This window comes from Mycobacterium sp. 1274756.6 (assembly GCF_001668625.1).
Lineage (GTDB): Bacteria > Actinomycetota > Actinomycetes > Mycobacteriales > Mycobacteriaceae > Mycobacterium.
The window spans coordinates 1-25,852 of the sequence record NZ_LZLJ01000048.1; the positions used below are offsets into that span (position 1 = coordinate 1).

Annotated in this window: 16 protein-coding genes, 2 tRNA genes and 2 pseudogenes; 9 read left to right on the forward strand and 11 right to left on the reverse strand. The window is 70.6% G+C overall.

The features are described 5' to 3' along the window. Positions 1-84: pseudogene (locus tag A5643_RS18060) on the forward strand (TetR/AcrR family transcriptional regulator); the annotation flags it as partial. A 444-nt stretch (positions 85-528) separates the two neighbouring features. Here the strand turns inward: A5643_RS18060 and A5643_RS18640 are convergent. Further along, positions 529-702, reverse strand: a pseudogene (locus A5643_RS18640) (TetR/AcrR family transcriptional regulator); the annotation flags it as partial. On the opposite strand from A5643_RS18640, the gene A5643_RS05915 reads away from it, so the two are divergent. Then, positions 632-994 carry an MmpS family transport accessory protein gene (locus A5643_RS05915; protein ID WP_231995471.1) on the forward strand — a complete coding sequence of 121 codons (363 nt, stop codon included), beginning with the start codon at positions 632-634 and terminating at the stop codon, positions 992-994. The pseudogene A5643_RS18640 and the gene A5643_RS05915 overlap by 71 nt on opposite strands. On the opposite strand, the gene A5643_RS05920 is transcribed toward A5643_RS05915, so the two are convergent. Then, positions 969-2,327 carry an MFS transporter gene (locus A5643_RS05920; protein WP_502686210.1) on the reverse strand — a complete coding sequence of 453 codons (1,359 nt, stop codon included), beginning with the start codon at positions 2,325-2,327 and terminating at the stop codon, positions 969-971. The two genes, A5643_RS05915 and A5643_RS05920, sit on opposite strands and share 26 nt — an antisense overlap. A gap of 34 nt (positions 2,328-2,361) precedes the next feature. Here A5643_RS05920 and cmrA point away from each other — a divergent pair, with 34 nt between their 5' ends. Further along, on the forward strand, positions 2,362-3,168 hold the full coding sequence (cmrA, locus tag A5643_RS05925; protein ID WP_066852937.1) for a mycolate reductase: 807 nt from the start codon (positions 2,362-2,364) through the stop codon (positions 3,166-3,168). A 1-nt stretch (position 3,169) separates the two neighbouring features. Here cmrA and A5643_RS05930 read toward each other — a convergent pair whose 3' ends face one another. Beyond that, a complete protein-coding gene (locus A5643_RS05930; protein ID WP_066852939.1) occupies positions 3,170-4,720 on the reverse strand; it encodes a helicase HerA-like domain-containing protein in 1,551 nt (516 codons plus the stop codon). A 150-nt stretch (positions 4,721-4,870) separates the two neighbouring features. Between A5643_RS05930 and orn the strand changes: the two genes are divergently transcribed. The 4 genes from orn (at position 4,871) to A5643_RS05950 (ending at position 7,617) form a co-directional block, all read left to right on the forward strand. Continuing rightward, the gene (gene orn, locus A5643_RS05935; protein WP_066852941.1) at positions 4,871-5,506 is read left to right on the forward strand and encodes an oligoribonuclease; all 636 of its coding nucleotides are present in this window, start codon (positions 4,871-4,873) and stop codon (positions 5,504-5,506) included. 36 nt (positions 5,507-5,542) lie between these two features. Then, positions 5,543-5,618: transfer RNA gene (locus tag A5643_RS05940), tRNA-His, on the forward strand. A gap of 280 nt (positions 5,619-5,898) precedes the next feature. After that, complete coding sequence (locus A5643_RS05945) at positions 5,899-6,663, forward strand: hypothetical protein (protein ID WP_156628569.1); 765 nt, start codon at positions 5,899-5,901, stop codon at positions 6,661-6,663. 36 nt (positions 6,664-6,699) lie between these two features. Then, positions 6,700-7,617: a coiled-coil domain-containing protein gene (locus tag A5643_RS05950; protein WP_197497663.1), complete on the forward strand. Its 918-nt coding sequence runs from the start codon at positions 6,700-6,702 to the stop codon at positions 7,615-7,617. A gap of 103 nt (positions 7,618-7,720) precedes the next feature. Here A5643_RS05950 and A5643_RS05955 read toward each other — a convergent pair whose 3' ends face one another. Continuing rightward, complete coding sequence (locus A5643_RS05955; protein ID WP_066852947.1) at positions 7,721-8,941, reverse strand: L,D-transpeptidase; 1,221 nt, start codon at positions 8,939-8,941, stop codon at positions 7,721-7,723. Positions 8,942-9,109: 168 nt separating this feature from the next. Here A5643_RS05955 and A5643_RS05960 point away from each other — a divergent pair. Beyond that, positions 9,110-9,182 (forward strand) — tRNA-Lys (locus tag A5643_RS05960). 99 nt (positions 9,183-9,281) lie between these two features. Here the strand turns inward: A5643_RS05960 and A5643_RS05965 are convergent. Both A5643_RS05965 and A5643_RS05970 read right to left on the reverse strand, forming a co-directional pair. Further along, positions 9,282-10,133 carry a glycoside hydrolase family 16 protein gene (locus A5643_RS05965; RefSeq protein ID WP_197497664.1) on the reverse strand — a complete coding sequence of 284 codons (852 nt, stop codon included), beginning with the start codon at positions 10,131-10,133 and terminating at the stop codon, positions 9,282-9,284. Between the two features lie 82 nt (positions 10,134-10,215). After that, positions 10,216-10,443, reverse strand: coding sequence for a DUF3618 domain-containing protein (locus A5643_RS05970; protein ID WP_066853020.1), 228 nt, complete (start codon positions 10,441-10,443; stop codon positions 10,216-10,218). Between the two features lie 105 nt (positions 10,444-10,548). On the opposite strand from A5643_RS05970, the gene bcp reads away from it, so the two are divergent. After that, positions 10,549-11,022: a thioredoxin-dependent thiol peroxidase gene (bcp, locus tag A5643_RS05975; RefSeq protein WP_066852949.1), complete on the forward strand. Its 474-nt coding sequence runs from the start codon at positions 10,549-10,551 to the stop codon at positions 11,020-11,022. On the opposite strand, the gene A5643_RS05980 is transcribed toward bcp, so the two are convergent. The 5 genes from A5643_RS05980 to A5643_RS06000 form a co-directional block, all read right to left on the reverse strand. Beyond that, a complete protein-coding gene (locus tag A5643_RS05980) occupies positions 11,023-12,354 on the reverse strand; it encodes a dipeptidase (protein ID WP_066852951.1) in 1,332 nt (443 codons plus the stop codon). 33 nt (positions 12,355-12,387) lie between these two features. Beyond that, positions 12,388-12,780, reverse strand: coding sequence for a holo-ACP synthase AcpS (gene acpS / locus A5643_RS05985; protein WP_066852952.1), 393 nt, complete (start codon positions 12,778-12,780; stop codon positions 12,388-12,390). A gap of 52 nt (positions 12,781-12,832) precedes the next feature. After that, positions 12,833-22,063: a type I polyketide synthase gene (locus A5643_RS05990; protein ID WP_066852954.1), complete on the reverse strand. Its 9,231-nt coding sequence runs from the start codon at positions 22,061-22,063 to the stop codon at positions 12,833-12,835. A 402-nt stretch (positions 22,064-22,465) separates the two neighbouring features. Further along, positions 22,466-24,517: a hypothetical protein gene (locus A5643_RS05995; RefSeq protein WP_231995472.1), complete on the reverse strand. Its 2,052-nt coding sequence runs from the start codon at positions 24,515-24,517 to the stop codon at positions 22,466-22,468. Between the two features lie 3 nt (positions 24,518-24,520). Continuing rightward, positions 24,521-25,561 (reverse strand): ATP-grasp domain-containing protein, encoded by a 1,041-nt coding sequence (locus A5643_RS06000; RefSeq protein WP_231995474.1) that lies wholly within the window; start codon positions 25,559-25,561, stop codon positions 24,521-24,523. Between the last annotated feature and the right edge of the window lie 291 nt (positions 25,562-25,852).

Genomic DNA, 25,852 nt, shown 5'->3' on the forward strand with positions numbered 1-25,852 from the left:
ATCTACCGGCATTTCCCGAACAAGGAAGCGCTGCTGGTGGAGTTGCTGGTCGGGATCAGCACCCGGCTGCTCGACGGCGTGCGGGGCCGCTGGGGCGGCGGGGGCGCGGGCAGGCGCGGCGACGGGGTCAGTGTCGGGGCGGCCGTCGGCGGTCCCGACCGGTCGGAGCGGGAGTCGTTGCTGATCAGCACCGCGATCACCAACGCCACCACCAGCAGGATCGCGGCCCCGGCCAGCAGCCACAGGCCGCGGGAGGACCGAGGCGGCTCGGGCGGCGGCGGCCCGGACGAAGCCGGCTGTTCGGGCTCGTGGCGGGGCAGCTGGCGGGTCGGGTCGGGCCCCGGCGGCGGATACCCGCCGCCGTAGGGGTAGTGCTGGCCGGCGTACGCCGGGTCCGGGTAGAGCGGGTAGTCGGCGGGGGTCGGTTCGGACCCGTACGGCGAGCGCCGGGCCCAGGCGTCGTCGTCGCCCCAACGTGGATCGGTCATGCCCACCTCATGGGGGGCAGAGTACCCGCGCGGTCGGGGATCAGCCTCGGAGAGCGTCGGTGCTGCGCAGCGCGGCCAGAGTCATCGCCCGCATCAGCGACCGGGCGGACTGGTCGCCGCAGGCCCGGCCGCCGGGGGCCTTCATGCTATGCGGCGTGGAGTTGAGCAACCCGAACGCGGCGTGGGCCATCAACCGGGCCTCGGCCTCACCGACCGCCCCGCCGACCACCGCTCCGGGAGCCACCTCGACCGTGGGCTACCAGGTCAGCGGTGAGGGCCGGGCGATCAGCATCGCCTACGTCGGCGCCGGCGGAGTGCTGCGCACCGAGTTCAGCGTGACGCTGCCGTGGAGCACCGAGGTCGACCTCGACTCCGCGACCGCCGAGACCGCCATGGTGACCATCATCACCGCGGGCAACGAGGCGACCTGCACCCTCACCGTCGACGGCGCCCAGGTGCAGCAGCGCAGCGGAGCGTTCGTCACGATCTGCGCGAACACCGGCTGATCCGACCCGACGGGGCCCGCACCCCGACGAGCCCGGCCAGGCCCGCCCCGAGCACCAGACACAACCCGGCCAGGCCGGCGCGATCGGCGTGGAAGACGTCGACGAACACCGAGAACAGCCACGGCGCCAGGAAGGTCACGGCCCGCCCGGTCATCGTGTAGAGGCCGAACGCGACGCCCTCCATGCCGTCGGGCGCCATGCGCAACAGCAGTGTGCGCGAGGCTGATTGGGCCGGCCCGATGAACAGGCACAGCACCAGCCCGCACGCCCAGAACGCCACCGGACCGGAGAGTGCCAGCAGCGCGATCCCCACCGCGATCAGCACCGCCAGCGACCCGACGATGATGGGTTTGGAGCCCAGCCGGTCGTCGAGCAGACCGCCGAGCACCGCGCCGATGGCCGCCACCACCGCCGCAGCCCCGCCGAAGAGCAGGACGTCGGCCGAGGACAGGCCGTAGACGTTGACGCCGAGCACCGCGCCGAAGGCGAACACCCCGACCAGCCCGTCCCGGTAGATCGCGCTGGCCACCAGGAAATAGACCAGGTTGCGGTCGCGTCGCCACTCCCCGCGCAGATCCGACCACAGTTTGCGGTAGCCGCCCAACAGCCCGTAGCGGCGGGTCGGCACCGCTGGGCCATCCGACCAGTGCCGGCCCGCCAGCAACGGCAGCGCGAACACCACCAGCCAGCCGGCCGCCAACAGCATCGCCAACCGCACGTTGTGCCCGTCGTGCGGCGACAGCCGGAGTAGCCCGCGGGTGTCCCCGCTACCGGCGAAGAACCCCAGGTAGACCACCAGCATCAGCACCACCGCACCGGCGTAGCCGGCGGCCCACCCGAACCCGGAGACCCGGCCGGCGGTACGCGGTGTGGAGACCTGCCGCAGCATCGCGTTGTAGGGCACCCCGGCCAGGTCCACGCACGCCGCGGTCATGGCCAGCAGCGCCAGCCCCGGCACCAGATACCCCGGATCGTCGCGGATCAGGCTCATCGCGCAGGTCAGCGCGGCGGCCAGGCCGGTGAGCACCGCCAGCGCGGGCCGGCGCCGTTGCGGGGCCTCGACCCACACCCCGATCAGTGGCGCCAGCAGCGCGACCGACACCCCGCCGATGGCCATGGCGCGGCCCAGCCAACTGGCCGACGCGGTGGATCCGGGGCTGACCGCCCCCACGGTGCCGGTCAGGTACACGGAGAAGACGAAGGTGACCACGATCGCGTTGAGCCCGGCGGCACCGCAGTCCCAGACCATCCAGGCCAGTACCCGCGAGCGCAGCACGCCGCCCAACGTCCGAGACCCGCCCGGGCGGTCTGGCCGTGATCCCGGGCTGCCCACGCTGGGGACTTTAAACGCTGTCTACGATTGGCGCATGCCCGTTCCCGTTCCCAGCCCCGACGCCCGCGCCGTGGTCACCGGCGCCTCCCAAGGCATCGGCGAAGCGCTGGCCACCGAATTGGCCGCCCGCGGTCACCATCTGATCGTCACCGCCCGGCGCGGTGAGGTGCTGGCCGCGCTGGCCGCCCGCCTGACCGAACGATACGGCGTGCAGGTCGAGGTGCGCCCGGTCGATCTGGCCGACCCCGCCGCCCGCGCGCCCTTCGTCGAGGAACTCGCCGGCCGCAACATCTCGATCCTGTGCGCCAATGCCGGCACCGCGACCTTCGGTCCGGTGGCCAAGCAGGATCCGGTCGAGGAGCGCGACCAGGTCCAGCTCAACGCGGTCGCGGTGCACGACCTGGTGCTGGCGGTGCTGCCCGGGATGATCGAGCGCAGCGCCGGTGGGATCCTGATCTCCGGTTCGGCGGCGGGCAACTCGCCGATCCCCAACAACGCCACCTACGCGGCGACCAAGGCGTTCGCCAACACGTTCAGCGAATCGCTGCGCGGTGAGCTGCGCCGATCCGGGGTGCACGTCACCTTGCTGGCGCCCGGCCCGGTGCGCGCCGAGGCCCCGGACCCCACCGAGGCGTCCCTGGTGGACAAGCTGGTCCCGGACTTCCTGTGGATCTCGGTGGAGCACACCGCGAAACTGTCCCTGGATGCCTTGGAGCGCAACAAGATGCGCGTCGTACCCGGGGTGACGTCCAAGGCGATGTCGGTGGCCAGCCAGTACGCCCCGCGCGCGATCGTCGCGCCGATCGTGGGCAGCTTCTATAAGAAGTTGGGCGGCGACTGAGCTAACGCCTGCGCTTGCCGGTGCCCATCATGCCGCGGGTGATCTCCCGTCCGGCCGCGGTGCCGGCCGAGCGGGCGAAACTCTTCGCGGCGGGGCTGCTGAGCAGCTCTTTCCACCACTGCAGGAAGCGTTTCCACCAGCCGAGCTTCTTCGGTTCCCCGGGCGTCCGCTCGTCGCCGACCGACTCGTCTTGGCCCAGTTTGCCTTTCAAGATCTCGTAGGCCGATTCCCGGTCGATGCTCTCACCGTATTTGGCGTACAGGGAGCTGCCCCGGGCGGCGGTGCGGATCGCTTCGGCGCCGATGGCGTCCATCAGCGAGCGCGGGGCCCGCAGCCGCGTCCAGGCCACCGGGGTGGGCGCGCCGCGCTCGGAGAGCACCGTGATCACCGCCTCGCCGATACCCAGTGAGGTCAGCGCCGATTCCAGGTCGTAGACCTTGGTCTTCGGGTAGGTGCGCACCGTTTTGGTGAGCGCCTTCTGGTCGTCGGGGGTGAAGGCGCGCAGCGCGTGCTGCACCCGCGCGCCGAGCTGGGACAGCACCGCATTGGGCACATCGGTGGGCAGCTGAGTGCAGAAGAACACGCCCACTCCCTTGGAGCGGATCAGTTTGACGGTCTGCTCCACCTGGTCGAGGAAGGCCTTGGAGGCGTCGCTGAACAACAGGTGCGCTTCGTCGAAGAAGAAGACCAGCTTGGGCTTGTCGATGTCGCCGACCTCGGGCAGCAAGGTGAATAGGTCGGCGAGCACCCACATCAGGAAGGTGGAGAACAGCACCGGGCGGGCGGCCTGGTCGCCGAGTTCGAGCAGGGTGATCACCCCGCGGCCCTGTTCGTCGACGCGCAGCAGGTCTTCGGGGTCGAGCTCGGGTTCCCCGAAGAACGTGTCGGCGCCTTCGGCTTCGAGGTTGATCAGCGCCCGCAGGATCACTCCGGCGGTGGCTGTGGATACCGCGCCGAGTGCCTTGAGGTCGGCTTTGCCCTCGTCGCTGGTGAGGTGGGTGATCACCGCGCGCAGGTCCTTCAGGTCCAGCAGCGCCAGGCCCTGCTGGTCGGCCCAGTGGAAGATCAGCCCGAGCGTCGACTCCTGGGTGGCGTTGAGTCCCAGCACCTTCGACAGCAGGATCGGCCCGAAGCTGGAGATCGTCGCGCGCACCGGCACGCCGATCCCGTCGGTGCCCAGCGACAAGAACTCCACCGGGTAGGCGGTGGGCTCCCAGGAGTCGCCGGTGTCGTCGTTGCGTTCGGTGATCTTGTCGTTGCGCGTCCCGGGGCGCGCCAGCCCGGACAGGTCGCCTTTGACGTCGGCCATCAGCACCGGCACCCCGGCGGCGGAGAGCTGCTCGGCGAGGACCTGCAGAGTCTTGGTCTTGCCGGTGCCGGTGGCGCCGGCGATCAGGCCGTGCCGGTTGACCGTCGCCAGCGGGATGCGGACCGGCGCCTGCGGGTCGACAGTGCCGTCGACGACGACGGTGCCCAACTCCAGTGCCTGCCCGCCCACCTGGTAGCCGGCAGCGATCTGCTGGGCAGGGTTCTCTGCCGATTTCGTGCTCATAGAACCGCGTGTCCTTAGCTGTCGCTCGAATGACGGAGGTGGGGTTGTCGCGCGTCGGCGCCGACGGCGCCCCACGTTCAGCTGCTCAGATTACTTGGCCGCTGACCGGGCGCGGCAGCCAGCGGCTAACGTGGGCCTACTGTGAGTGCTGTGCGCGATGAGCTGGTGTGGATCGACTGCGAGATGACCGGGCTCGATCTCAGCTCGGACAAGCTGATCGAGATCGCGGTCGTGGTCACCGACGGGGACCTGACCCCGGTGGACGACGGTATCGACATCGTGATCCACGCCGACGACGCTGCCCTGGATTCGATGATCGACGTGGTCACCGAGATGCACACCCGGTCCGGGCTGATCGAGGAGGTGCGGGCCGCCACCGTCGACGTGCCGGCCGCCGAGACGATGGTGCTCGACTACCTGCGCCGGCACGTCAAGCAGGCCAAGACCGCGCCGCTGGCCGGTAACTCGATCGCCACCGACCGCGGGTTCATCGCCCGCGACATGCCCGCCCTGGACGCCTTCCTGCACTACCGGATGATCGATGTGAGCTCGATCAAGGAGCTCTGCCGGCGCTGGTACCCGCGGATTTATTTCGGTCAGCCAGCCAAGGGGCTGGCGCATCGGGCGCTGGCCGACATCCACGAGTCGATTCGCGAGCTGCAGTATTACCGGCGCACCGCGTTCGTCGCGCCGCCGGGCCCGTCGACCAGCGAGATCGCCGCGGTGGCGACCGAGTTGGGTGCCGCCGACCACACCGATTCGGCCTCCGAGAACCTCAGCGGCTAGTATCGGGGGGCTGCCACCAGCCGGTCGGCAGCGATGGTGGCTGTAGTTCAGTTGGTAGAGCACCAGGTTGTGATCCTGGGTGTCGCGGGTTCGAGTCCCGTCAGCCACCCCAAATTTCGCCGTCGGCGGTTGCGGCGGCCGCGGGTCGGGCCCCTACCGGGTGGGCTCCGGTGGCGCCCCGCACTTACGGTAGGGTCGCCCTGCATGGCGTCGAGTGAAATCTTTGCGGCATGACCCTTCCCGCCGACGACAGCGTCGACCCCGAATGCGACGTAATCCCCGAAGCCGGCCCGGCGAGATCCGAGGACGACCGTGCCGCGAGCCGGCCGAGTGACGGTGAGACGGCGACCGAATCCGACGAACACCACGCCGCCATCGAGCCGGTCGGCGCTATGCGGCCGCCCAGTTCGTCCGCGAGCTGGCGGCTCGATGCCCTCGGCGAGCAGCTGAGCCGGTCGCATGCGGAGTTGAAGTCGACGACAGCGCGCTACGGCGAGGTGGCCGGCCGGATTCCGTCCGACATCAACGACATGAAAGACCGCCTGTCCACCATCCTGCGGGCGGCAACCGAGGAAGCCGAGGCGATCGTCGCCGATGCCCGCCAGACGGCGACCAAACTTCGTGAGGACGCCACCGCCCTCGCCGAGGAGACGGCGCGCGCACACCGGTCGGCCGAAAAGGACCGCGACGAAGCGGCCAAACTCGCCGCCGAAGCCAAACGGGAACACCAATCGGTGACCGAGATGCGGGCCACGTTGGAAGCGAAGACCAAACAGTTCGAAGCCGAAACGACCCGGACTCGAGACGAGGTCGCCCGGGAGTCCGCCGAACTGATGCGCAACGCGGAGGCTCGCGCCGAAAAGACGCTGAAAGACGTTCAACGCGACATCGACAGCCATATCGCGGAAGCCGAGGCCAAGCTGGCCGAACTCAACCGGATCCGGGAGGATATCGTCACCCAGATTCGGGCGTTCTACGACCGCTTCAGCATGCTGGAGTTCGCCGGCGGCGGATCCGGCGGAGCCGGCACGGTTTCTCCGGTGGTCAACGTCGCCTCCTTCGCCCGCTCCCAGCGCCGGGGCGACGCAAAGTCTGCCCGACCCGCCGCACCAAGCCATCCGCCCGGCGGTGATCGCCGGTTACCCGGCGGCGCTTGATATCCCGATCACGTCAACTAAACCAGGAGAACGCCCGTGCCAGCACGAATCCCGGAGTTTCAGGTCCAGATGCGTGGCTTCGACCGCGCCGAAGTGACCGACTACATCCAGCGGCTGCACAACGAAATCGATTCGCTGCGTGACCAGATGAACCAGGCCCATCAGTCCGCCCTCACCGGCGACGCGGAGCGCGACCGCCTCGCGGGCGAGGTCACGCAATTGCGTGAGGAGGTCGAGCGCCTCTCGGGTCCGATCGAATCGGTCGAGAACATGTCGGACCGGATCGCGCGGATGATGCGGGTCGCCTCCGACGAAGCACACCGCACCAAGGAGATGGCGCGCGAGGAAGCCGCCATGTTGACCACGAAGCTCAACGAGGAGATCGAGGCCGCCCGCAAAGAGGTCGAGGGGGCCCGCCAGGACCGCGCCACCGCCAACGCCGCTCTCGCCGAGTTCCAGGCTGTCACCGCCGCCCGCCGTGAGGAGATCCTGACCGAGGCCCGCACCGAGGCCGAGGAGGTGCTGCAGGCCGCCTACGCCGAAAGTGCCCGGTTGATCGAGGAGGCCGAGAACGCGGCGCGGGTCCGCCGCGAGACCGACGAGAAATGGCGCCGCGACGCCCAGAAGCGGCTGGATCAGCAGATCAAGGCGGCCTGGGAGCAGGCCGAGAAGCACGCCGCGAACCTGGAGAAAGACGCGCGACTCAAGGCCACCGACCTGGTGACCGCGGCCGAGAGCGAGGCCCGGCTGATCACCGAACGCACTCAATCCGACATCAAACTGCTCCACGAGGAGCGCGCCGGACTGCTTACGGCGCTGGCGGAGATCCAGGGCCGCGTCGAAGACACGCTGCGCCGCTCCCGGATCAGTGTGGTCAAGGATGCCCCGGACAGCGAGCAGTTCGGTGACGTCGACGAAGTCGAGGTCGAGGAGGCCCGGGCCGAGCAGGCCTAGCCGGCCCCGGCCCGCCGGGTACTCCCTGAGATCGACATCCAAAGCGGGCTAAGACCGCTTTTTCGGCGCTATCTCGCCGCTGGCGCGTCGATTTCAGGGGGACTCAGGCGTTGGCGTTGCCGGCCGACCACTGCGACCAGGGGATGTTCCAGTCCCCGAGCCCGTCGGTGCCCGACAGGGTGCCGCCGACGGTGTTGACCACCTTGACGATGTCGCCGCGCTTGAAGTGGTCGTAGAACCACCGCGCGTCGGTCGGGCTGACGTTGAGGCAGCCGTGGCTGGTGTTGGTGTTGCCCTGGGCGCCGACCGACCACGGCGCGGAGTGCACGTAGATGCCGCTGTAGGACATCTGGGTGGCCCAGTTGACGTCGGTGCGGTAGCCGTCCGGGGAGTTGACCGGCACGCCGTAGGTCGAGGAGTCCATCACGAGGTGCTGGAACCGGTCACCGATGATGTAGGTGCCGTTGTCGGTGGGCGTACTGTCCTTGCCCATCGAGGTCGGCATCACCTTGGCCACCTCACCGTTGATGCGCACGGTGATCATCTTGGTCTTGTCGTCGGCGGTGGCGACGACCTCGTCGCCGACGGTGAACTGGGTGCTGGCCGAGTCCTGCCCGAACACCCCGTCACCGAGGTCCACGCCGTAGGTCTTGGCCTCCACCGTCACCTTGGTGCCCGGCTTCCAGAAGTTCTCCGGACGCCAACGCAGTTCCCGGTTGTTCAGCCAGTAGAAAGCGCCCTCGACCGGCGGCTCGGTGGTGACCGTCACCGCCTTCTCCGCGGCCACCCGGTCGCCGATGTTCTCGTCGAAGCGGATGATCACCGGCTGGCCGACACCGACGACCTCGCCGCGGTTGGGCATCGCGTAGGGCATCGCCAGGTTCGCCGGCGAGTGGGTCCGGAAGCTCAGGTTCTTGCTCGACTCCCCCGCCAGCCCGAGCGCGGTCGCCTTCACCGTGTAGCGCTTGTTGTAGCCCAGCGGCTCGGTGGTCGACCAGGCCAGCCCGTCGTCGCTGAGCTTGCCGTCGACCTGCTTGCCGTACTCGTTGACCATGCTGACCGAATCCAGCACGCCGTCCTCGGCCTTGACGGTCACCGGCGCGTCCACCGCGACCCCGACCGCGCCGTCATTCACCGAGGCGGTCAGCTTCGGGATCAGCAGGTCGTCATAGGGGGTGCCCTTGTCGGCGATGATCTCCAACGGTGCCGGGCCGGAGTCGGCCCCGCAGGCACTCAGACCGAACACCACGGCCGGAACCATCAACAAGGTGACCAAACAGGACCGAACGCGGCGCGAACGCACCACCGAAACGACCTGCCCCATGACGTGCTTTCCCTTCACGCTCGCGGTGAGCGACACCGATCGGAATTCCCCCGGGCTCTAGTCTAGAGGGGTGAGCGCCTCTTCAGCGACACCGTCGTCGCGAGGCCGGGGCGCCGTGCGCAGCGGATTTCGCGGCGTGGCGGAATGCCTGTTATTCTCGCACAGCCTGCGCCGTTAGCTCAGTTGGTAGAGCAGCTGACTCTTAATCAGCGGGTCGAAGGTTCGAGCCCTTCACGGCGTACAAGCGAAATCCCCTGCCGCGGCAGGGGATTTTTGCTGTTCGGGCCTCGCGCCGCCGGGGCCGACAGTGACAACAATCACTGTCGGCCCCGGCGTGCCGTCAGAAGACCCGCACCCAGTCGACGAGCATCTCGGCCGGGTAGTCACCACCGGCGGGGTCCCCGCCCCCGGACCCGGCCACCGCCAGGTTCAGCACCGGGAACATCGTGTAGCCGGGGTTGTTGAACGGCCACTCCTCGATCGAGAACGCCGGCACCTCGAAGTAGGGCTTCTTGCCCGGGGCGTAGTCCTGCCAGAAGTACAGCCCCTGCTCGTTCCAGGTGACCCGCCAGGTGTGCCAGTCACTGTCGACCGGGTACGGGTGGGTCGCGAACGAGGTGCCCCACGGGTTGGCGTGCACGGTGGTCCCCGACGGCCATTCCCCGTTGCCGTACCACTCCATCAGGTCGATCTCACCGCCGACCTTGGGGTCGTCGCTGTTGGACAGCCACCAGGCCGGCCAGCAACCGGCGGTCAGGCAGTTGAGCTTGATGCGGGCTTCCCAGGTGGTGCCGATGCCGCCGCGCCAGGGGCTCTGCACCTTGCCGCTGACGTATTTGCCGTCGTCGTTGCGGGTGGCGCGGATGACCAGGTTGGAGTTGCCGTCGACGAAGACGTGGTTGCGGTCGTCGCGGTACTGGCCCATGTTCTCCGGGCGGTCCCAGAACACCGGGTTCTTGATGGTCTCCCGGGCGGTGGCCACCGACCACTTCGCCGGGTCAGGGGCCGAACCCGCCTCCCCGTCGAACTCGTCGAAGAACAGCAGGGCAGGGGCCGCGCCGGCCGGTTCCGCGGGCAGCGGCGCGCGGGGGGCCTGCGGCCGCGCGGGGCTGGCCTGCGCGGCGGGGGCGGCCAGGGCGCCGGCGGACAGCAGCCCGAGACCGGACATCAGCATCATGTTGCGACGGTTCATCTCTTGCACAGCTAGACCATAAAGCCTGTCGAGCCGGATCGCTGAATTCGGGTGGCTTTCCGGGGGTGCGTCGCCGCGCCGGTCAGCGGTTGCGGATCTTGCGGATGACCAGCACCACCGTCAGCGCCCCCACCCCGACCAGCGAGATCGTCACCGCCGGGGTTTTGACGATCTGCACCGCCTTGGCCTTCGCATCGTCGGCGAGGCGGCGCGGGTTGGCCCGTTCCGCCAGCAGGTCGACGGTGGCCGCCAGCTGATCGCGAGCCCGGTCGATGTCCTGTTTGATGGTGTCGGGGTCACGCTCCGCCACGGTCACCTCCGCTTGCTCCGCTTGATGGGACGGTCCGACCTACCCTAGAACAGCCGGCGCCGTTTCCGGCGCTGTGGGCAAACCCGCGAGCAGAAAGGGCCCGACTTGACCGACACCGTGCGGTTGCAACCCGGCGACACCGCGCCCGACTTCAGCCTTCCCGACGCCGACGGCAACGCGGTGTCGCTGAGCGACTACCGGGGCCGGAAGGTCATCGTGTACTTCTATCCGGCGGCCTCGACGCCCGGCTGCACCAAGCAGGCCTGCGATTTCCGCGACAACCTCGGTGAGCTCAACGAGGCCGGTCTCGACGTCGTCGGGATCTCACCGGACAAGCCGGCGAAGCTGGCCAAGTTCCGCGACGCCGAGCAGTTGACGTTTCCGCTGCTGTCCGACCCGGACCGTGCGGTGCTGGCCGCCTGGGGCGCGTTCGGCGAGAAGAAGATGTACGGCAAGACCGTGCAGGGCGTGATCCGCTCGACGTTCCTGGTCGACGAGGCCGGCAAGATCGCCGTCGCGCAGTACAACGTGCGGGCCACCGGCCACGTCGCCAAGCTGCGTCGGGATCTGGCGGTGTAGCTAACGAGCGCCCAGGCGCTCCAGCAGCAACGCCTCGGCGGTCGCGGCGCGTTCCAACACCCCGAGGTGCAGGCTCTCGTTGACGCTGTGCGCCTGGGTCGCCGGGTCCTCCACCCCGGTCACCAGGATCGTGGCGTCGGGGAACGCCGCGGCGAACTCGGCGATGAACGGGATCGATCCACCCATCCCCATGTCGACCGGTTCGGCGCCCCAGGCCTGCCGGAACGCGGCGCGGGCGGCGTCGTAGACCGGCCCGGTCGGGTCGACCGCGAACGGCTGACCGATCTCTCCGGGCACCACCCGCACCCGCGCGCCCCACGGCGCCCGCTCTTCCAGATGGGTCCGCAGCGCCGCCAGGTGCGCGGCGGCGTCCCCGCCGGGGGCCACCCGCAGGCTGATCTTGGCCCGCGCCGACGGGATCAGGGTGTTCGACGCCGCCGCCACCGAGGTGGTGTCGATGCCGATCACGGTGATCGCCGGTTTGGCCCAGAGTCGTTGCGGCACCGAGCCGGAGCCGATCTCCTGCACCCCGTCCAGCAGCCCGGCGGCGGCCCGGACCCGATCGGGCGGGTAGTCGACCGCCGGTGCGCTGCTCTCGTGCAGCCCGGCGACGGCGACGTTGCCGTCGTCGTCGTGCAGGCCGGCCAGCAGCCGCACCAGCACACTGAGCGCGTCGGGCACCACCCCACCCCACAGCCCGGAGTGCAGGCCGTGGTCGAGGGTGGCCACCTCGACCACGCAGTCGACCAGGCCGCGCAGCGAGACGGTCAGCGCGGGCACGTCGACGCTCCAGTTGTCGGAGTCGGCGAGCACGATGACGTCGGCGGCCAGCGCGTCGCGGTGCGCGGCCAGCAGCGCCGGCAGCGACGGCGAGCCGGACTCCTCCTCACCCTCGACGAAGACGGTGACCCCGACCGGGGGTGCGCCGCCGTGGGCGCGGAACGCGGCCAGGTGCACGGCGATGCCGGCCTTGTCGTCGGCGGTGCCGCGGCCGTAGAGGCGGCCGTCGCGTTCGGTGGGCTCGAACGGCGGGGACTGCCACGCCGCGGGGTCGCCTTCGGGTTGCACGTCATGGTGGGCGTAGAGCAGCACCGTGGGCGCGCCGGGCGGCGCCGGATGCCGGGCGATCACCGCGGGTGCTCCCCCTTCGGCGACCACCTGCACGTCGGGAAAACCGGCGTCGCTCAACAGGTCTGCGACCGCAGCGGCACTGCGGTGCACCTCGGGGCGGCGCTCCGGGTCGGCCCAGACCGACTCGATGCGCACCAGTGCCTCCAGATCGCGGCGCACCGAGGGCAGGACGGCGTGGACCGCGGTGACCAGATCGCTCACGCGTTCAGGCTAAACGTCGCACCCGCGCGGCGGTCAGGACGTCTCCAGGATCGCCACGGCCGCGGCGGTGTCGTCCTCGTGGGTCAGCGAGACGTGGATGGTGACGTCGGCCAGGTGCCGGGCGATCTCACCGGAGAGCCGCACCCGCGGGCGGCCCCACATGTCAGTGACCACCTCGATGTCGCGGTGGATGCCCTCGGGCAGCACCGGCCGCTGCGCGAACCGCGACCCCGACCACGCCTTGATGACGGCCTCCTTGGCCGCCCAGCGGGCCGCCAGGTGCCGCGCCGCGGAGGAACTCTTGTCCGAGGCGTCGCGGCGCTCCCCGGGGGTGAACGTCTCGGCGAACACCGTCCCGGGCCGGTCGACCTGGTCGGCGAAGTCCGGGATGTTGACCAGGTCGATACCGACTCCGACGATGCTCATGGCGCGGCTCTTCCTGCCGGGCGGTCAGTTTCGGCGCTCATAGCCGGTAACGCTAGCGGATGTAGACGTCGCCATCGCCGAGCCGGGCGGCCGCGTTGATCAGCATCGCGGCCTCCTGCGGCTTCTCCGAGACCTCCTTGTCGAACCGCCGGTTGGGGGGGCGTTCGTAGAGCGCCGGCCCGCCGGCGATCGCCGACGCCAGCCGCCGCTGCCCGGCCACCACCCGCGCCTCGGCCCGCTCGAGGTAGTCGCGGCGCTGCGCGGGATCCAGGGCGGCCACGAACGCCTGCGGATGCACCAGCGCCACCAGGCCCGACACGTGCCCGAAGCCCAGGCTGGTGACCAGCCCCGCCTTCAGCGGGAGCTTGTCGCCCAGCCGCAGGGTGTCGCGCACCCACACGAAGTGGTCGGAGCTGGCCAGCTCGTCGTCCACACAGTCCAGGCTGCGGTTGGGGGGGATCACCCCGTCGCGCAGGATCTGGCACAGGCCCATGATCTGGAAGACCGCCGCGCCGCCCTTGGCGTGCCCGGTGAGGGTCTTCTGGCTGATCACGAACATCGGCGCGCCCTCGGAGCGGCCCAACGCGTCGGCGAGCCGCTCGTGCAACTCGGTCTCGTTGGGATCGTTGGCCAGCGTCGAGGTGTCGTGCTTGGAGACCACCGCGATGTCGTCGGCGCCCACCTTCAGCTTGGCCAGCGACCGGGCCAGCAGCGAGTCGCGTCCGCCGCGGCCGGCGGCCAGCGCCCCCAGCCCCGGCGCCGGGATCGAGGTGTGCACCCCGTCGCCGAAGCTCTGCGCGTAGGCGACCACGGCCAACACCGGCAGACCCATCTTGGCGGCCAGGTCGCCGCGGGCCAGCAGGATGGTCCCGCCGCCCTGCGCTTCGACGAAGCCCAGCCGGCGCCGGTCGTTGGCGCGGGAGAACTTCGCGTCGGAGATGCCCTTGGCGCGCATCATCTCGGTGTCGGCGGTGGCCGCCATGTCACCGAAGCCGATGATCGCCTCCAGCGTCAGGTCGTCGAACCCACCGGTGACCACCAGCTCGGCCTTGCCCAGCCGGATCTTGTCCACCCCCTCCTCGACCGAGACCGCCGCCGTCGCGCAGGCCGCGACCGGGTGGATCATGGCGCCGTAGGAGCCGATGTAGGACTGCACGACGTGGGCGGCCACCACGTTGGGCAGCACCTCCTGCAGGATGTCGTTGGGCTTGTTCCGGCCCAGCAGGTTGCCGTGGTACATGGTCTGCATCGAGGTCATGCCGCCCATGCCGGTGCCCTGCGTGCTGGCCACCAGCGACGGGTGCACCCAGCGCATCAGCTCGGTGGGGGTGAACCCGGCCGACAGGAACGCATCGACGGTGGCGACGATGTTCCACAGCGCCACCCGGTCGATCGAGGTCGCCATGTCGGCGCTGATGCCCCACACCGTGGGGTCGAAGCCGGTCGGGATCTGGGCGCCGACGGTGCGGGACAGCTTGGTCTTGCGCGGGACCCGGATCTCGGTGCCGGCCTTGCGGGTGACCTGCCAGTCCGACGAGTCGGGCACCGGGCGCACCACGGTGTGCTCGGGGTCGAACTCGACGAACGCGCGCGCGTCGGCCTCGCTGGACACCACGAACGTGAAGTCCTTGTCGAGGAAGACGCTGACCAGCAGCGGCGAGGCGTGGTCGGGGTCGATCGCGCCGTCGTCGACGAACTCGCGGATGCCGACCTTCTCCACCACCGCGTCGTGGTAGCGCTCGACCAGCTCCGATTCGTCGACCAGTTCCCCGGTTTCGCTGTCATACCAGCCCGGAGTCGGGTCGTCCTCCCAGTGGATCAGCCCCGTCGTCCAGGCCAACTCCAGCACGCCGGCCGCCGACAGTTCGTCGTCGACCTCCATCTCGAAACGGGTGCGCGAGGAGCCCAGCGGGCCCAGCTCCGCGCCGCCGACGATGACCACCAGGTCGGCCGGGTCGACGTCGAGGTCGTCCCAGGCCGGTGGCGGCGCCGGGGTGTGGCCGCGCGGCGGACTCGGCAGTGCGGCGATGGTGCCCTCGGCGGGCTCGTCGTCGGCTGCAGCCTCGGCCGCCATCTCCTCGCGGGCCTTGGCGGCCAGCTCGGCCATGTCCAGGTCGACCTCGGCCAGCCCGCCGGTGAGGTCGGCCTTGATCGGCGCGCTGGCGGCGGCCACCTTCGACTCGACGTCGCAGAGACCGACCAGCATCGCGGCCATCTCGTCGGTGGAGTAGGTGGTCACCCCGGCTTCCTCGACGGCGGTGACGATGGCGTCGTTGTGGCCCATCAGCCCGGTGCCGCGCGTCCAGCCGATGAGTGCGTGCGCCAGGCTGACCCGCTCGGCCCACGACGACTCGGCGTTCCAGCGGGACACCACCGCGTCGAGGGCCGATTTGGCCTCGCCGTAGGCGCCGTCGCCGCCGAACATGCCGCGGTTGGGCGAGCCGGGCAGCACCACGTGCAGCCGGGAGGCGATGTCGCGCTCGGCGCCGATCTTCGACAGGCCGCCGATGAGCCGCTGCACGGCCCACAGCAGCACCTTCATCTCCATCTCCGAGCGTGACCCGGCCTCCGACAGATCACCGGCCACCCGCGGCGCGGCGAACGGGAACAGCAGCGTCGGGGTCTGCGCGTCCTTGAGGTGGATCGACGCCGGCCCCAGGTTCTCCACCTGCTCGCTGCCGACCCAGTCGATCAGCCCGTCGATGTCGCTGTAGGAGGCCATGTTCGCCGGCACCACCCACAGCGTCGCCCCGAACCGGGCGTGGTCGCGGTAGAGGTTGCGGTAGAACGCCAGCCGCTCGTCGTCGAGGCGGGAGGTGGTGGCGATGACGGTGGCCCCGCCGTCGAGCAGCCGACCGGCCACCGACGCGGCGATCGAGCCCTTCGAGGCGCCGGTCACCACCGCCACCTCGTCGCTGTGCACCCCGCGGCCCGGGTTCTCCGCGCCGGCGGCGATGCGGCCGTACAGCGCGGCGTGCGCCTGCCGCCCGGCGGCCAGCGCCTTGCCCTGCCACCAGGTGGCCTGGGTGGCCACGGTGTGGCCCGCGCCCTCGAAGCGCTCGGCGAGGCGGGCCCAATCGGCGTCGATCTCCCCGTCGTCGGCCAGCCACAGCTTGACCAGGTCCTCGCGGGCGCTGGCCCAGCGGTCGTCGAAGACGACGGCCTTGCGCCCGTCGAACACCGGCGCCACCAGCCGCGGCCAGTCCGCGCCCAGTTCGGCGGTGACCAGGTCGATCAGCTCGGCGTCGGTGGCCGCCGGCGGCGCGCCGGCCGGCTCGTCGAGCCCGAGCTGGCCGAGCACGAGGCGGGCCGCGGAGGCCAGCACGCCGTCGCGGCCGGTGATCTGCTCGGTGAACTCGCCGAGTGCCGCGGCGTCCACGGTGGCGCCGCCGCCACCGCCGGCCGACGGCAGCGACACGGCCACCCCGTTGCGGGCGGCGACGGCCGCCACCGCGCTGTCGATGACCTTGTCCACCGCGGCCGCGTCGGCCAGCGCCCCGTCGTGCAGGCCGCCGAGGTCACCGCCGCGGACACTGCTGCCCTCCCGGGTGCCGAGCGCCACCTCGACGGTGACGTGCTTGACCCAGCCGTCGCCGAGTTCCCAGGTCTTCTTGACCCGCTCGGCGATCGCGGCCGGCCGCTTGCCGGACGGCCCGAGCACGGTGCGCAGCTGGTCGTTGATGGCGTCGGAGAGCACCGGCCCGAACGGCTTGTAGGTGCGGGCCAGCTTGGTGACCTGGCTGCGCAGCCCGGCCAGGTCGGCCTCGGCGGCGCCGTCGATGGCGCCCAGGTTCAGCTCCGAGCCGAGGTCGACCAGCAGCTGGTTGCGTCGCGAGGACGCCCCGTCGGTGATCGACTCGATGGAGTCCAGCGGCTCGATCTGGTCCAGCCGCATCTTCGCCGACAGCGCGATCAACGCCAGGGTGGCGTCGGCCGCGTCGAAGCCCAGATCGTCCGGGCGCGGGCCACCCGACGGGGCGGCCGGCTCCGCCGGGGCGGCAGGCGCGGCCGCCGCCGGCGCCGCCTCGGCAGCGGGTTCGGCGGGGGTGTCGAGTTCGAGGTCGTCCTCGGGTTCGGGGTCGGTGTCGGTGGCGAAGAGCACCCCCGCGTCCCGCTCGCAGTTGAGCACCTCCACGGTGCTGTGGGCGTATTCGGGGAGCTTGAGGGTGTTGGTGGCCAGCCCGGCGACCGTCGGGGCGGACTTCACCCCGATCTCGACGAAGCGTTCCACCCCGAGACCGCCGGCGGCCTCCTCGATGAACAGCAGGTCCTGGGTTTCGATCCAGCGCACCGGGCTGGCGAACTGCCAGGCCAGCAACTCGATGACCACCTTGCGGCACAGCTCGCGCGGTTTCTCGTTCCGCCAGGTGTCGTAGTCGGCCAGGATCTCGTCCAGCGGCTCGGCGGGCACCAGGTCGCGGATCTCCTGGATGAACTCGCGGTCCAGCGAGAACGGTTTGGGCACCAGGTTGGGGATGTAGCGCCCGATGATCAGGTCGGGGTCCTTGTCGCGGGGCATGACCCGTTCCAGCGAACGCCGGAAGTCATCGACGCCGACGCGCAGCACCTTGGAGTGGAACGGCACGTCGATGCCGGGCACCATGATGAACGACCGGCGTCCCCCGGTGCGCTCGCGGCGCCGCTCGACCTCGGCCTCCAGCTCCTCCAGACCGCGCACCGTGCCGGCGATCGCGTACTGCGAGCCGCGCAAGTTGAAGTTCACGATCTGCAGGAATTCGCCGGTGCGCTCGGCGATCTCGGCGACGAAGTCGGTGACGTCGGCGTCGTCGAGGTCGATCTGCGACGGCCGGATCGCGGCGAGCCGGTAGTTGGACCGGCCCAGCGCGTCGCGCGGCACGATGTCGTGCATCTTCGACCCGCGGTGGAACACCACCTCCAGCAGCGCTTCCAGCTCGTAGACACCGGACACGCAGGCCAGCGCGGTGTACTCGCCCACGGAGTGCCCGCAGGCGATCGCGTCCTCGACGAAGGCGCCCTGCTCGCGCATCTCGGCGACCTGGGCGGCGGCCACGGTCGCCATCGCGACCTGGGTGAACTGGGTCAGGTACAGCACGCCCTCGGGGTGCTGGTAGTGCACGCCGGATGCGATCAGCGACGTCGGGTTGTCGCGCACCACGTGCAGCACCGAGAAGCCCAGGGTCTCGCGGGTGAACTTGTCCGCGGAGTCCCACACCTTGCGGGCGGCCTTGGAGCGGGCGCGGACCTCCATGCCCATCCCCTTGTGCTGGATGCCCTGCCCGGGGAAGGCGTAGACGGTCTTGGGGGCGGCCAGCCGGGCGGTCGCGGCCATCACCAGCTCCGAGCCGATGCGCGCGGCCACCTCGATGACTTCGGCGCCCTGGTCGATGCCGACCCGCTCGACGCGGAAGTCGACCTCGTCGCCGGGTTTGACCATGCCCAGGAATCGCGCGGTCCAGCCGACCAGCCGGGCCGGCGGGCGGGCCTGCCCGTCGGTGGCGGTCACCGCGTGCTGCGCGGCGGCTGACAGCCACATGCCGTGCACGATCGGCGAGTCCAGGCCGGCCAGCAGCGCGGCGGCGCGGTCGGTGTGGATCGGGTTGTGGTCTCCGGAGACCACCGCGAACGGCCGCATGTCCACGGGTGCGGTGACCGCAACGTCGCGGCGGCGCCGCCGCGGGGTGTCGGTGGCGTTGTCGGAGACCGCGCCGCCGGCCCGGACCGGGTCGGTGAGCTCGGCCGGTCCGGTGCGCCCGCGGATGGCGAACCGCTCGGCGAGGGTGGCCACCACGGTGCCGTCGGCGGCGGTGACGGTGACCTCGACCGGCACGACCCGGCCCACCTCGGTGTCGGTGGCCGCGCCTGCGGTGGCGCGCACGGTCAGCTCGGTGGGCTCCGCGGGCAGCGCGGTGTCCAGCCGGGCGGCGTGGTCGAGGTGCACCAGCGACAGCAGGCCCTCGACCACCGGGAAGCCGGTGTCGGTGGCGGCGGCGCCGATCGCCGCGAACACCGCGGGCCAGCAGCGGCCCACCAGCGCGTCGGGCACCGGGGTCAGGCCCGCGGCCAGCGGGGCGCCGAACACCGCGGTGACCCCGGTGTGGTCGGCGACCCGTTCGGGGTCCCAGTCGACGGTGACGGTGGCGGCGCCGTCGGCGACCGCGGGCAGCGCGTCGGGCCCGTCCACGCCGGCGGCGATCGCCAGCACGGCGCGCATGGCGGTGGCGGCGTCCTCGGTGGCCACCACCGGGGTGCCGCCCTCGACGGTGACCGGCGGCAGGCTCAGCGGGATCTCGATCCAGGTGCCCGACAGCGGCACGCTCAACACGACCCGGTCCGTTCCGCCGTCGGCGGTCTGCACCTCCAGCCGCGCCCCGGTCGAGGGGTGGGTGGCCGACCGGTTGTCGCTGCCCTCGCGGATCTGCCATTCGTCGGGGGCGCCGAGGCGGTGCACCGGGTTGGCGACGGTGCGCCCGGCCCACAGCACGTCGGGGGCGTCCAGGGCGACCGCCAGCGGACCGGCCACGTCGGTGCGGCCGGCGCGGCGGGAGTGCACCGGCCGCGGTTCGCCGTCGGTGGCCAACAGTTCGTCGACCGCGGCCTGCTCGAAGCGGTCGAGCAGTTCCCCGACCGGCTCGTCGACGCGGGTGATGCCCGCGACCGCGGCGGTGCCCGGGATGATGCACACCTGGTCGGCGGTGTAGCGGGCGTCGTGGGCCTGCCACAGCGAGTCGCTGCGCCACCAGCGCCGCACGTCCTTGTCCATGACCGGCACGAAGTTCACCGGCTTGCCGGGGGTCTTGCACAGCTGGGTGAAGAACGGCACGTCGGCGGGGTGCAGCACGACGGTCTCGGCGTCGGGGTAGCGGGCCAGCAGGGTCGCGATCGCCTCGTCGGGGCGTTCCAGCAGCTGCGGGTCGGCGAAGAGGGTGTCGATCGGGCCGTGGTCGGCCGGGTTGAGCCGGGCCTCGGCGCGCTGCAGCATCGAACCGAACCGCTCCCGCCAGGTGTCGGCCAGCCAGGGGCTGTCCGGGGAGGCGGTGTCGGCGGTGGAGTCGCCGGCGCCGATCGCCAGCTCCACGTAGCGGCGCAGCCACTGCGCGTAGGTCATCTCCCCGACGTCGCCGAAGTAGGGCTTGGCGGTGGGGGCCATCGCCGCGATCAGCTCGTCGCGGCGGGCCGCGACGGCGTCGGCGTCGCCGGCCACCTCGTCGAGGAGGCGACCGCAGCGGGAGGCGGCGTTGTCGATCTCATGGATGTCGGCGCCGAGCTGGCTGCGGCTGGAGGCCATGCCGCCCTGGGCGGTGCCCGCGCTGATCCAGCGGTCGGTGCCGGCGGTCTCGACCAGCATCTGCTTGACCGACGGGGAGGTGGTGGCCTCCTTGGTGGCCATCGCCGCGGTGCCGACCAGGATGCCGTCGACCGGCATCGACGGGAACCCGTAGCTCTGCGACCAGCGGCCGGTCAGGTACTCCGCGGCCCGCTCGGGGGTGCCGATGCCGCCGCCCACGCAGACGGTGATGTTGGGTTGCGAGCGCAGCTCGGAGTAGGTGGTCAGCAGCAGGTCGTCGAGGTCCTCCCAGGAGTGGTGGCCGCCGGCGCGGCCGCCCTCGACGTGCATGATCACCGGCTTGGTGGGGACTTCGGCGGCGATGCGGATCACCGAGCGGATCTGCTCGACGGTGCCCGGCTTGAACACCACGTGGCTCAGGCCGACCTCGTTGAGTTCGTCGATGAGCTCGACGGCCTCCTCCAGGTCGGGGATGCCCGCGCTGACCACGACGCCGTCGATCGGGGCGCCGGACTGCCGCGCCTTCTGCACCAGCCGTTTCCCGCCGACCTGCAGCTTCCACAGGTAGGGGTCGAGGAACAGGGTGTTGAACTGCACGGTGCGGCCGGGCTCGAGCAGCCCGGTGAGCTCCTCGATGCGGTCGGCGAAGATCTCCTCGGTGACCTGGCCGCCGCCGGCCAGCTCCGACCAGTGCCCGGCGTTGGCCGCGGCGGCGACGATCTTGGCGTCGACGGTGGTCGGGGTCATGCCGGCGAGCAGGATCGGCGACCGGCCGGTGAGCCGGGTGAACTTGGTGTCGAGTTTGATGCGGCCGTCGGGCAGGCGCACCGTCGACGGGGCGTAGCTCGACCACGGCGGCGCGACCTCGGGCACCGCGCCGACGGTGAACAGGTTGCGCTGGCCGCCGCGGGTGGCGACCGGCACCACCCCGATGCCCAGGCCGCGGATCACCGGCGCGGTCAGCCGGGTCAGGATGTCGCCGGGCCCCAGGTCGAGGATCCAGCGGGCGCCGGCGCGGTGCAGCTCGTCGATCTCGTCGACCCAGTCGACCTGGCGGACCAGGATCGCCTCGGTCATCTCCCGCGCCAGCTCCACGTCCAGACCGACCTGCTCGGCCCAGCGGCCGACCAGCTCGATGCCGTCGGCCAGGCGCGGCGAGTGGAACCCGACCTCGACCTGGACCGGCTCGAAGACCGGCGCGAACACCGCGCCGCCCCGGATCTTGTTCTTCCGCTCGGCGGCTTCCTTCTCGGCGATCTGCTCGCAGTACAGCTCGAAGCGGGACAGCTGTTCGGGGGTGCCGGTGATGACCACGGCGCGCCGGCCGTTGCGGATCGACAGCACCGGCGGCAGCACGGTGCGCACGTCCTGCGCGAACTCCTCGAGCAGCTGGAAGATCCGTTCCGGGTCGACGTTGGCCACCGACACCATCGGCGGGCGCTCACCGGAGACGGTGATGCCGCGCCGGCGGGCCACCAGCGTGCCCGCGGCGCCGATGAGCTGCGCCAGCGCCAGCAGCTGTACGTCGGCGGCGCCGCCGGCTTTCAGCGACGCCACCCCCAGCACGCCCTGGGAGTGCCCGGCCACCGCGACCGGCGGGGTGGCGGTCATGTCCAGCCCCTGGCGGGCCAGCGCCCGGGTCGCCGCGATCTGGGTGAGCAGCACGCCGGGCACCGACACCGCCGCGGAGGTCAGGTGGTTCGCCGCGGGCGCCGGGTCGTCGGCGGCCAGGGCGCGCACCCAGCTCAGCGGCTCGAACCCGACCGGGCGGACCACGACCAGTTCGCGGGCGACGGGCTCGAGCAGCAGTTCGGCCTCGCCGGCCAAGGTGGCGAGTTCGGTTTCGATCCCCGCCGAGGAGACCAGCTCCTCCAGCGTCTCCAGCCAGGCGCTGCCCTGCCCGCCGAACGCCACCGCGTACGGCTCGCCGGCGGTGAGTCGATCAACCAGAGCATGAGTACTGACGGAGGCCCCGTCCCGGTCGGCGGACATCCGGTCATGCTCGTAGATCGTCACGTTGCGTCTCTCCCTGCTGCGAAATTCGTGCTGTGTCGGTTCGTCGGTTCTCGGCGGCGGTTCTCGGCGCGGCCGCGTCGGTTGGGGCGCCCGCCGCGGCCACGAGGATTCCTCGTCGAATCCCCCGCCCGCGCGGCTTCGCTGCGCCCCGGGAGGCGGCGGATACCGCGCGGCATCTCATTAAGGGTGGCATAAGAATCCGGTCCGTTCGGCACCCCGATTGGTTACTCGCGAGTTCTACGCATCGGTAACCCGTGCCCTGGGTAACAGCGCCTCTGACCACGGTAGATACCCCGTCGGTCAAACGTCCTGCATGATCGTGGTTACGCTGGAGTAAGGTTCGCGCGCCGGTCAATTCAGCATCGTTATCAAATCGTTATAATCTATTTCGGGCGGTCGAGGTCAACCCGCCGTCTCCACGGTAGCCATCCGGTCGGCGCCCCAGCTGCGTTGGATGTACCCCACCACCCGATCGAGCTCGTCCTGGGTGACCGCGGCCGGAGTGCCCGGCTCGAGCGGATCGAAGTGGAAGATGTAGAGCCGCGAGGCGAACTGCTCGAACGGCAGCGACGCCTCCCCGAAGCGTTCCCCGTGGCCGGCGGTGCTGACCACCACCCCGTCGCCCCAGTCCTGGCCGCTGTCGTTGTTGGGGTTGTAGAAGTAGACCCGCATGGTCTCGTTGGGGTCGAGGCTGACCCGCAGCACCGCGATCGCGTGCCACCCGATGAACCGGGCGGCGCTGTCGGTGACCGCCACCCCGGCGGGCTGGGGGTGGATCAGCGGCTGGTTGCCGTTGTAGAACGGGTGGTAGGCGCCGTAGAAGTGGCGCAGGAACCCGTCGAGGTCGACCAGGTCACCGGTCTCGACGTCGACGTTGATCCGGAATCCGCGGCCGGCCCACCAGCCGTGGAACTCCGGGTTCACCCAGCGGTGTGGATCGCCCTCCCGGCCGGCGCAGCGCCGGCCCATCTCGGCGTAGATGCGGTCCAGGTGCGGCACCACCAGCAGCGACACCGGGTCGAGGTCGACCGGAAGCTTGGTCGCCACCCCCGCCACCGAGTCCCGCGAGGACAGCGGCTGGCCCTCGAAGTGCATGACGATCTCGTCGTCGCGGGCGGCCCACACGATGGTCTGCAGCAGGTAGTCGGGATCGTTGTACGACCACATCGACAGCGCGCGGGCGGACTGGCAGGTGGGGTTGTCGCCCTGCCCCACTCCCAGCGGCAGCCCGAGCATCGACAGGGTGCCGGCCAACAGCCAGGTGAGCGGCTCCTGCTCGGTGCCGAAGGCCAGCGCCAGCCGTTCGCGGGAGTACGCCGAGAGCGGCAGCGCCAACTGGCGCCACAGCGAGGGCGCCACCGCCGGCTGATAGAGGATGCCGCGTTCGAGCAGCAGCGCCAGCCCGTAGATGCACTGCGCGGTCTCGGTGTGCACGGCGGCGGTGATCAGCGCGTGCACCAGGTCGTGGTAGCACAGCAGGCAGTCCCGGCCGGTGCTCGACAGGCCCAGCGCCTCGGCGAGCAGATAGTCGCCCTTTTCCAGCAGGAACCGCAGCAACACCGCGTGGTACGGGGAGACCAGCCCGGTGTCGTGCATGGAACGGGCGAACCCGGCCGCCTCGTATTGCAGGGTGGGCTCGTCCATCGACTCCAGGCGGCTGCGGTAGACGTCGACGCCGGGGTCCTCCCGGCACGCGTCGGTGGTGCCGAACAGGCTGGTGATCAACCGGTCGACCCCGCGGCCGCCGGTGCCCAGGTCGATGTCGGGGTCGTGGATGGCCACCGCGATCTGGGTGATCATCTGCTTGATCTGGTCGACCTGGATGGGGCGCTGACGCAGGATCCGCCAGATCTCGTCGACCAACCGGTCGAGCACCCCGTCGTAGCCGATCTCCTCGACGAGGTAGGCGAACAGGTCGCGGGTCACCTGCGCCATCCGGCCCTGCTGTTCGCGTTCGGCCTCGGTGGGCGGGGTGAACAGCAGTGACAGGTTCAGCGCCAGGACCTGCGAGAGGTGGTGGCGGGCCTGTTCGGCGGAGACCAGCGGATGGATGTAGTCGCCGTTGGCCACCGCCAGCAGCCGCAGCTCGTTGACCGCCTCGAGCACCACGGTGTCGGCGTTGTCGCTGTGCAGCGCCCCGCCGCTCAACGCGGGCAGCAGGGTCTGCGGCGCCCCCCAGTCGGTGCCCAGGAACAACCCGGCGTTCTCCAGCGCCTGGGTGCGGGCGCGCACCGCGGCGCACCCACCGGGTTGCAGCAGCACCAGCCTCAGCCCGTCGATCACCCGCCGGATGCGGGTGACCTTGCCGACCTCGCCCGCCTCGTCGAGCACCCGGATGCCGTCGTCCAGCGACGCCAACCGTTTCTCCAGCGCCGCGCCGTCGGAGCTCACGCCGCCATCCAAACCGGGTTCCTCACCACGATCGACGTACACATCGGTCACATCGGTGTACATGAATCAAACGTAGAAGTCGAGTTCTTCCTGTCGCTTGAGCAGGCGCCGCATCTCGTAGGGGTCGTCACCGAAGAAGTACACCAGGCCCCAGTGCGTCCCGAACGCCGTCCGCTTGGTCACCGTCTCCTCCAGCGGGGCGGTGAGCTCGTGGGACTCGAAGTACTCGTGGTCCTCGGTCTCCTCGGGCATCGCCAGCCGGTTGACCACCCGGCGCCGCGGATACACCCCGAAGCAGCCGGCGTGCCCCTTGGCGTCGACGACCTCCTTCGGGAAGAACGCCTCAAGCTCCTCGTCGGTGGCCTTCGGGTCGAAGGCGAGCACCAGCGCTTGGTAGGCGTTGAACCCGTAGACGCGCTCGATCAGTTCGAAGACCTTGAAGCCCGGCGGCCGGTAGGCGACCTCACCGAAGTACATCTCGCCGTCGCTGGTGACGAAGTACTCCGGGTGCACGAAGCCGAAGTCGATGTCGAAGGCCTTGATCAGCTTCTCGACCTGGCGGGTGATCTCCGGGCGGTGCTTCTCCAGCTCCGGGGAGGCCGGCACGAACACCGAATAGCCCAGCGTCACGTATTCGGAGATGTTGAGGAACCGGATCTTGCCGTTGTGCACCCAGGCCTCGACGGCGAACTCCCAGCCGTCGAGGTGGGACTCCATCAGCGCCGGGAACTCCTCGTCGGGGATCGCGTCGACGTCGTCGGGGGTGCGGATCACCCGGTGGCCGAGGCAGCCCGCCTTGTCGAACGCCTTGATGTGGATCGGGTCGTTGGGGTCGCCGTCGAGTTTCAGCAGGGTCTGGTTGACCCGCTTGAGAAACCGGATGACGTCGTCGCGGTCGAGGGCCTCCTCGAAGATGCCGACCCGGATGCCGCCGAGTTGGGCGCGGCGCTTCATCAGCGACTTGTCCCGCAGCAGCATCGACTGGCCCAGCAGCCGGGGGTTGTCCAGCAGCACCGAGTTGATCGCGCCCGCCCACTCCACGGTCTCCTCGAACAGCGGGATCGCGACGTCGACGCCGCGGTCCTGGAGGGTCTCGGCGATCTCCATGGAGCGTTCGTTGAGCCGCTCGAAGTTCCAGGGGATGTAGGGGATGTTGTGTTGCTGGCAGTATTCCTCTGCCCAATCCGGGGCGACCACCACATAACGCCGGTCGAAGCGTTCCAACGCGTCGACGGCGTTGAGGCTCCACCCCAGCAACGCCACATACCCCTTGGTGGGATCGCGGTGGCGCTCCGGGCGCGCGGCGGTCGACTGGTCGGTCGGGTTCGGCAAGAGGCCTCCTCGTTTTCGACGTTTTCCGTGCCTGTCCGGCGAGCGGCAGTGCCCACGGTTCTCCCG

Bases quoted from the DNA above. Each gene is read 5' to 3' on its own strand.
- A5643_RS06000 (WP_231995474.1), bottom strand. From the start codon at position 25,561: ATGGAGATCGCCGAGACCCTCCAGGACCGCGGCGTCGACGTCGCGATC.
- A5643_RS05915 (WP_231995471.1), top strand. From the start codon at position 632: ATGCTATGCGGCGTGGAGTTGAGCAACCCGAACGCGGCGTGGGCCATC.
- A5643_RS05995 (WP_231995472.1), bottom strand. From the start codon at position 24,517: ATGTACACCGATGTGACCGATGTGTACGTCGATCGTGGTGAGGAACCC.
- cmrA (WP_066852937.1), top strand. From the start codon at position 2,362: ATGCCCGTTCCCGTTCCCAGCCCCGACGCCCGCGCCGTGGTCACCGGC.
- A5643_RS05945 (WP_156628569.1), top strand. From the start codon at position 5,899: ATGCGGCCGCCCAGTTCGTCCGCGAGCTGGCGGCTCGATGCCCTCGGC.
- A5643_RS05930 (WP_066852939.1), bottom strand. From the start codon at position 4,720: ATGAGCACGAAATCGGCAGAGAACCCTGCCCAGCAGATCGCTGCCGGC.
- A5643_RS05955 (WP_066852947.1), bottom strand. From the start codon at position 8,941: ATGGGGCAGGTCGTTTCGGTGGTGCGTTCGCGCCGCGTTCGGTCCTGT.
- acpS (WP_066852952.1), bottom strand. From the start codon at position 12,780: ATGAGCATCGTCGGAGTCGGTATCGACCTGGTCAACATCCCGGACTTC.
- A5643_RS05965 (WP_197497664.1), bottom strand. From the start codon at position 10,133: ATGAACCGTCGCAACATGATGCTGATGTCCGGTCTCGGGCTGCTGTCC.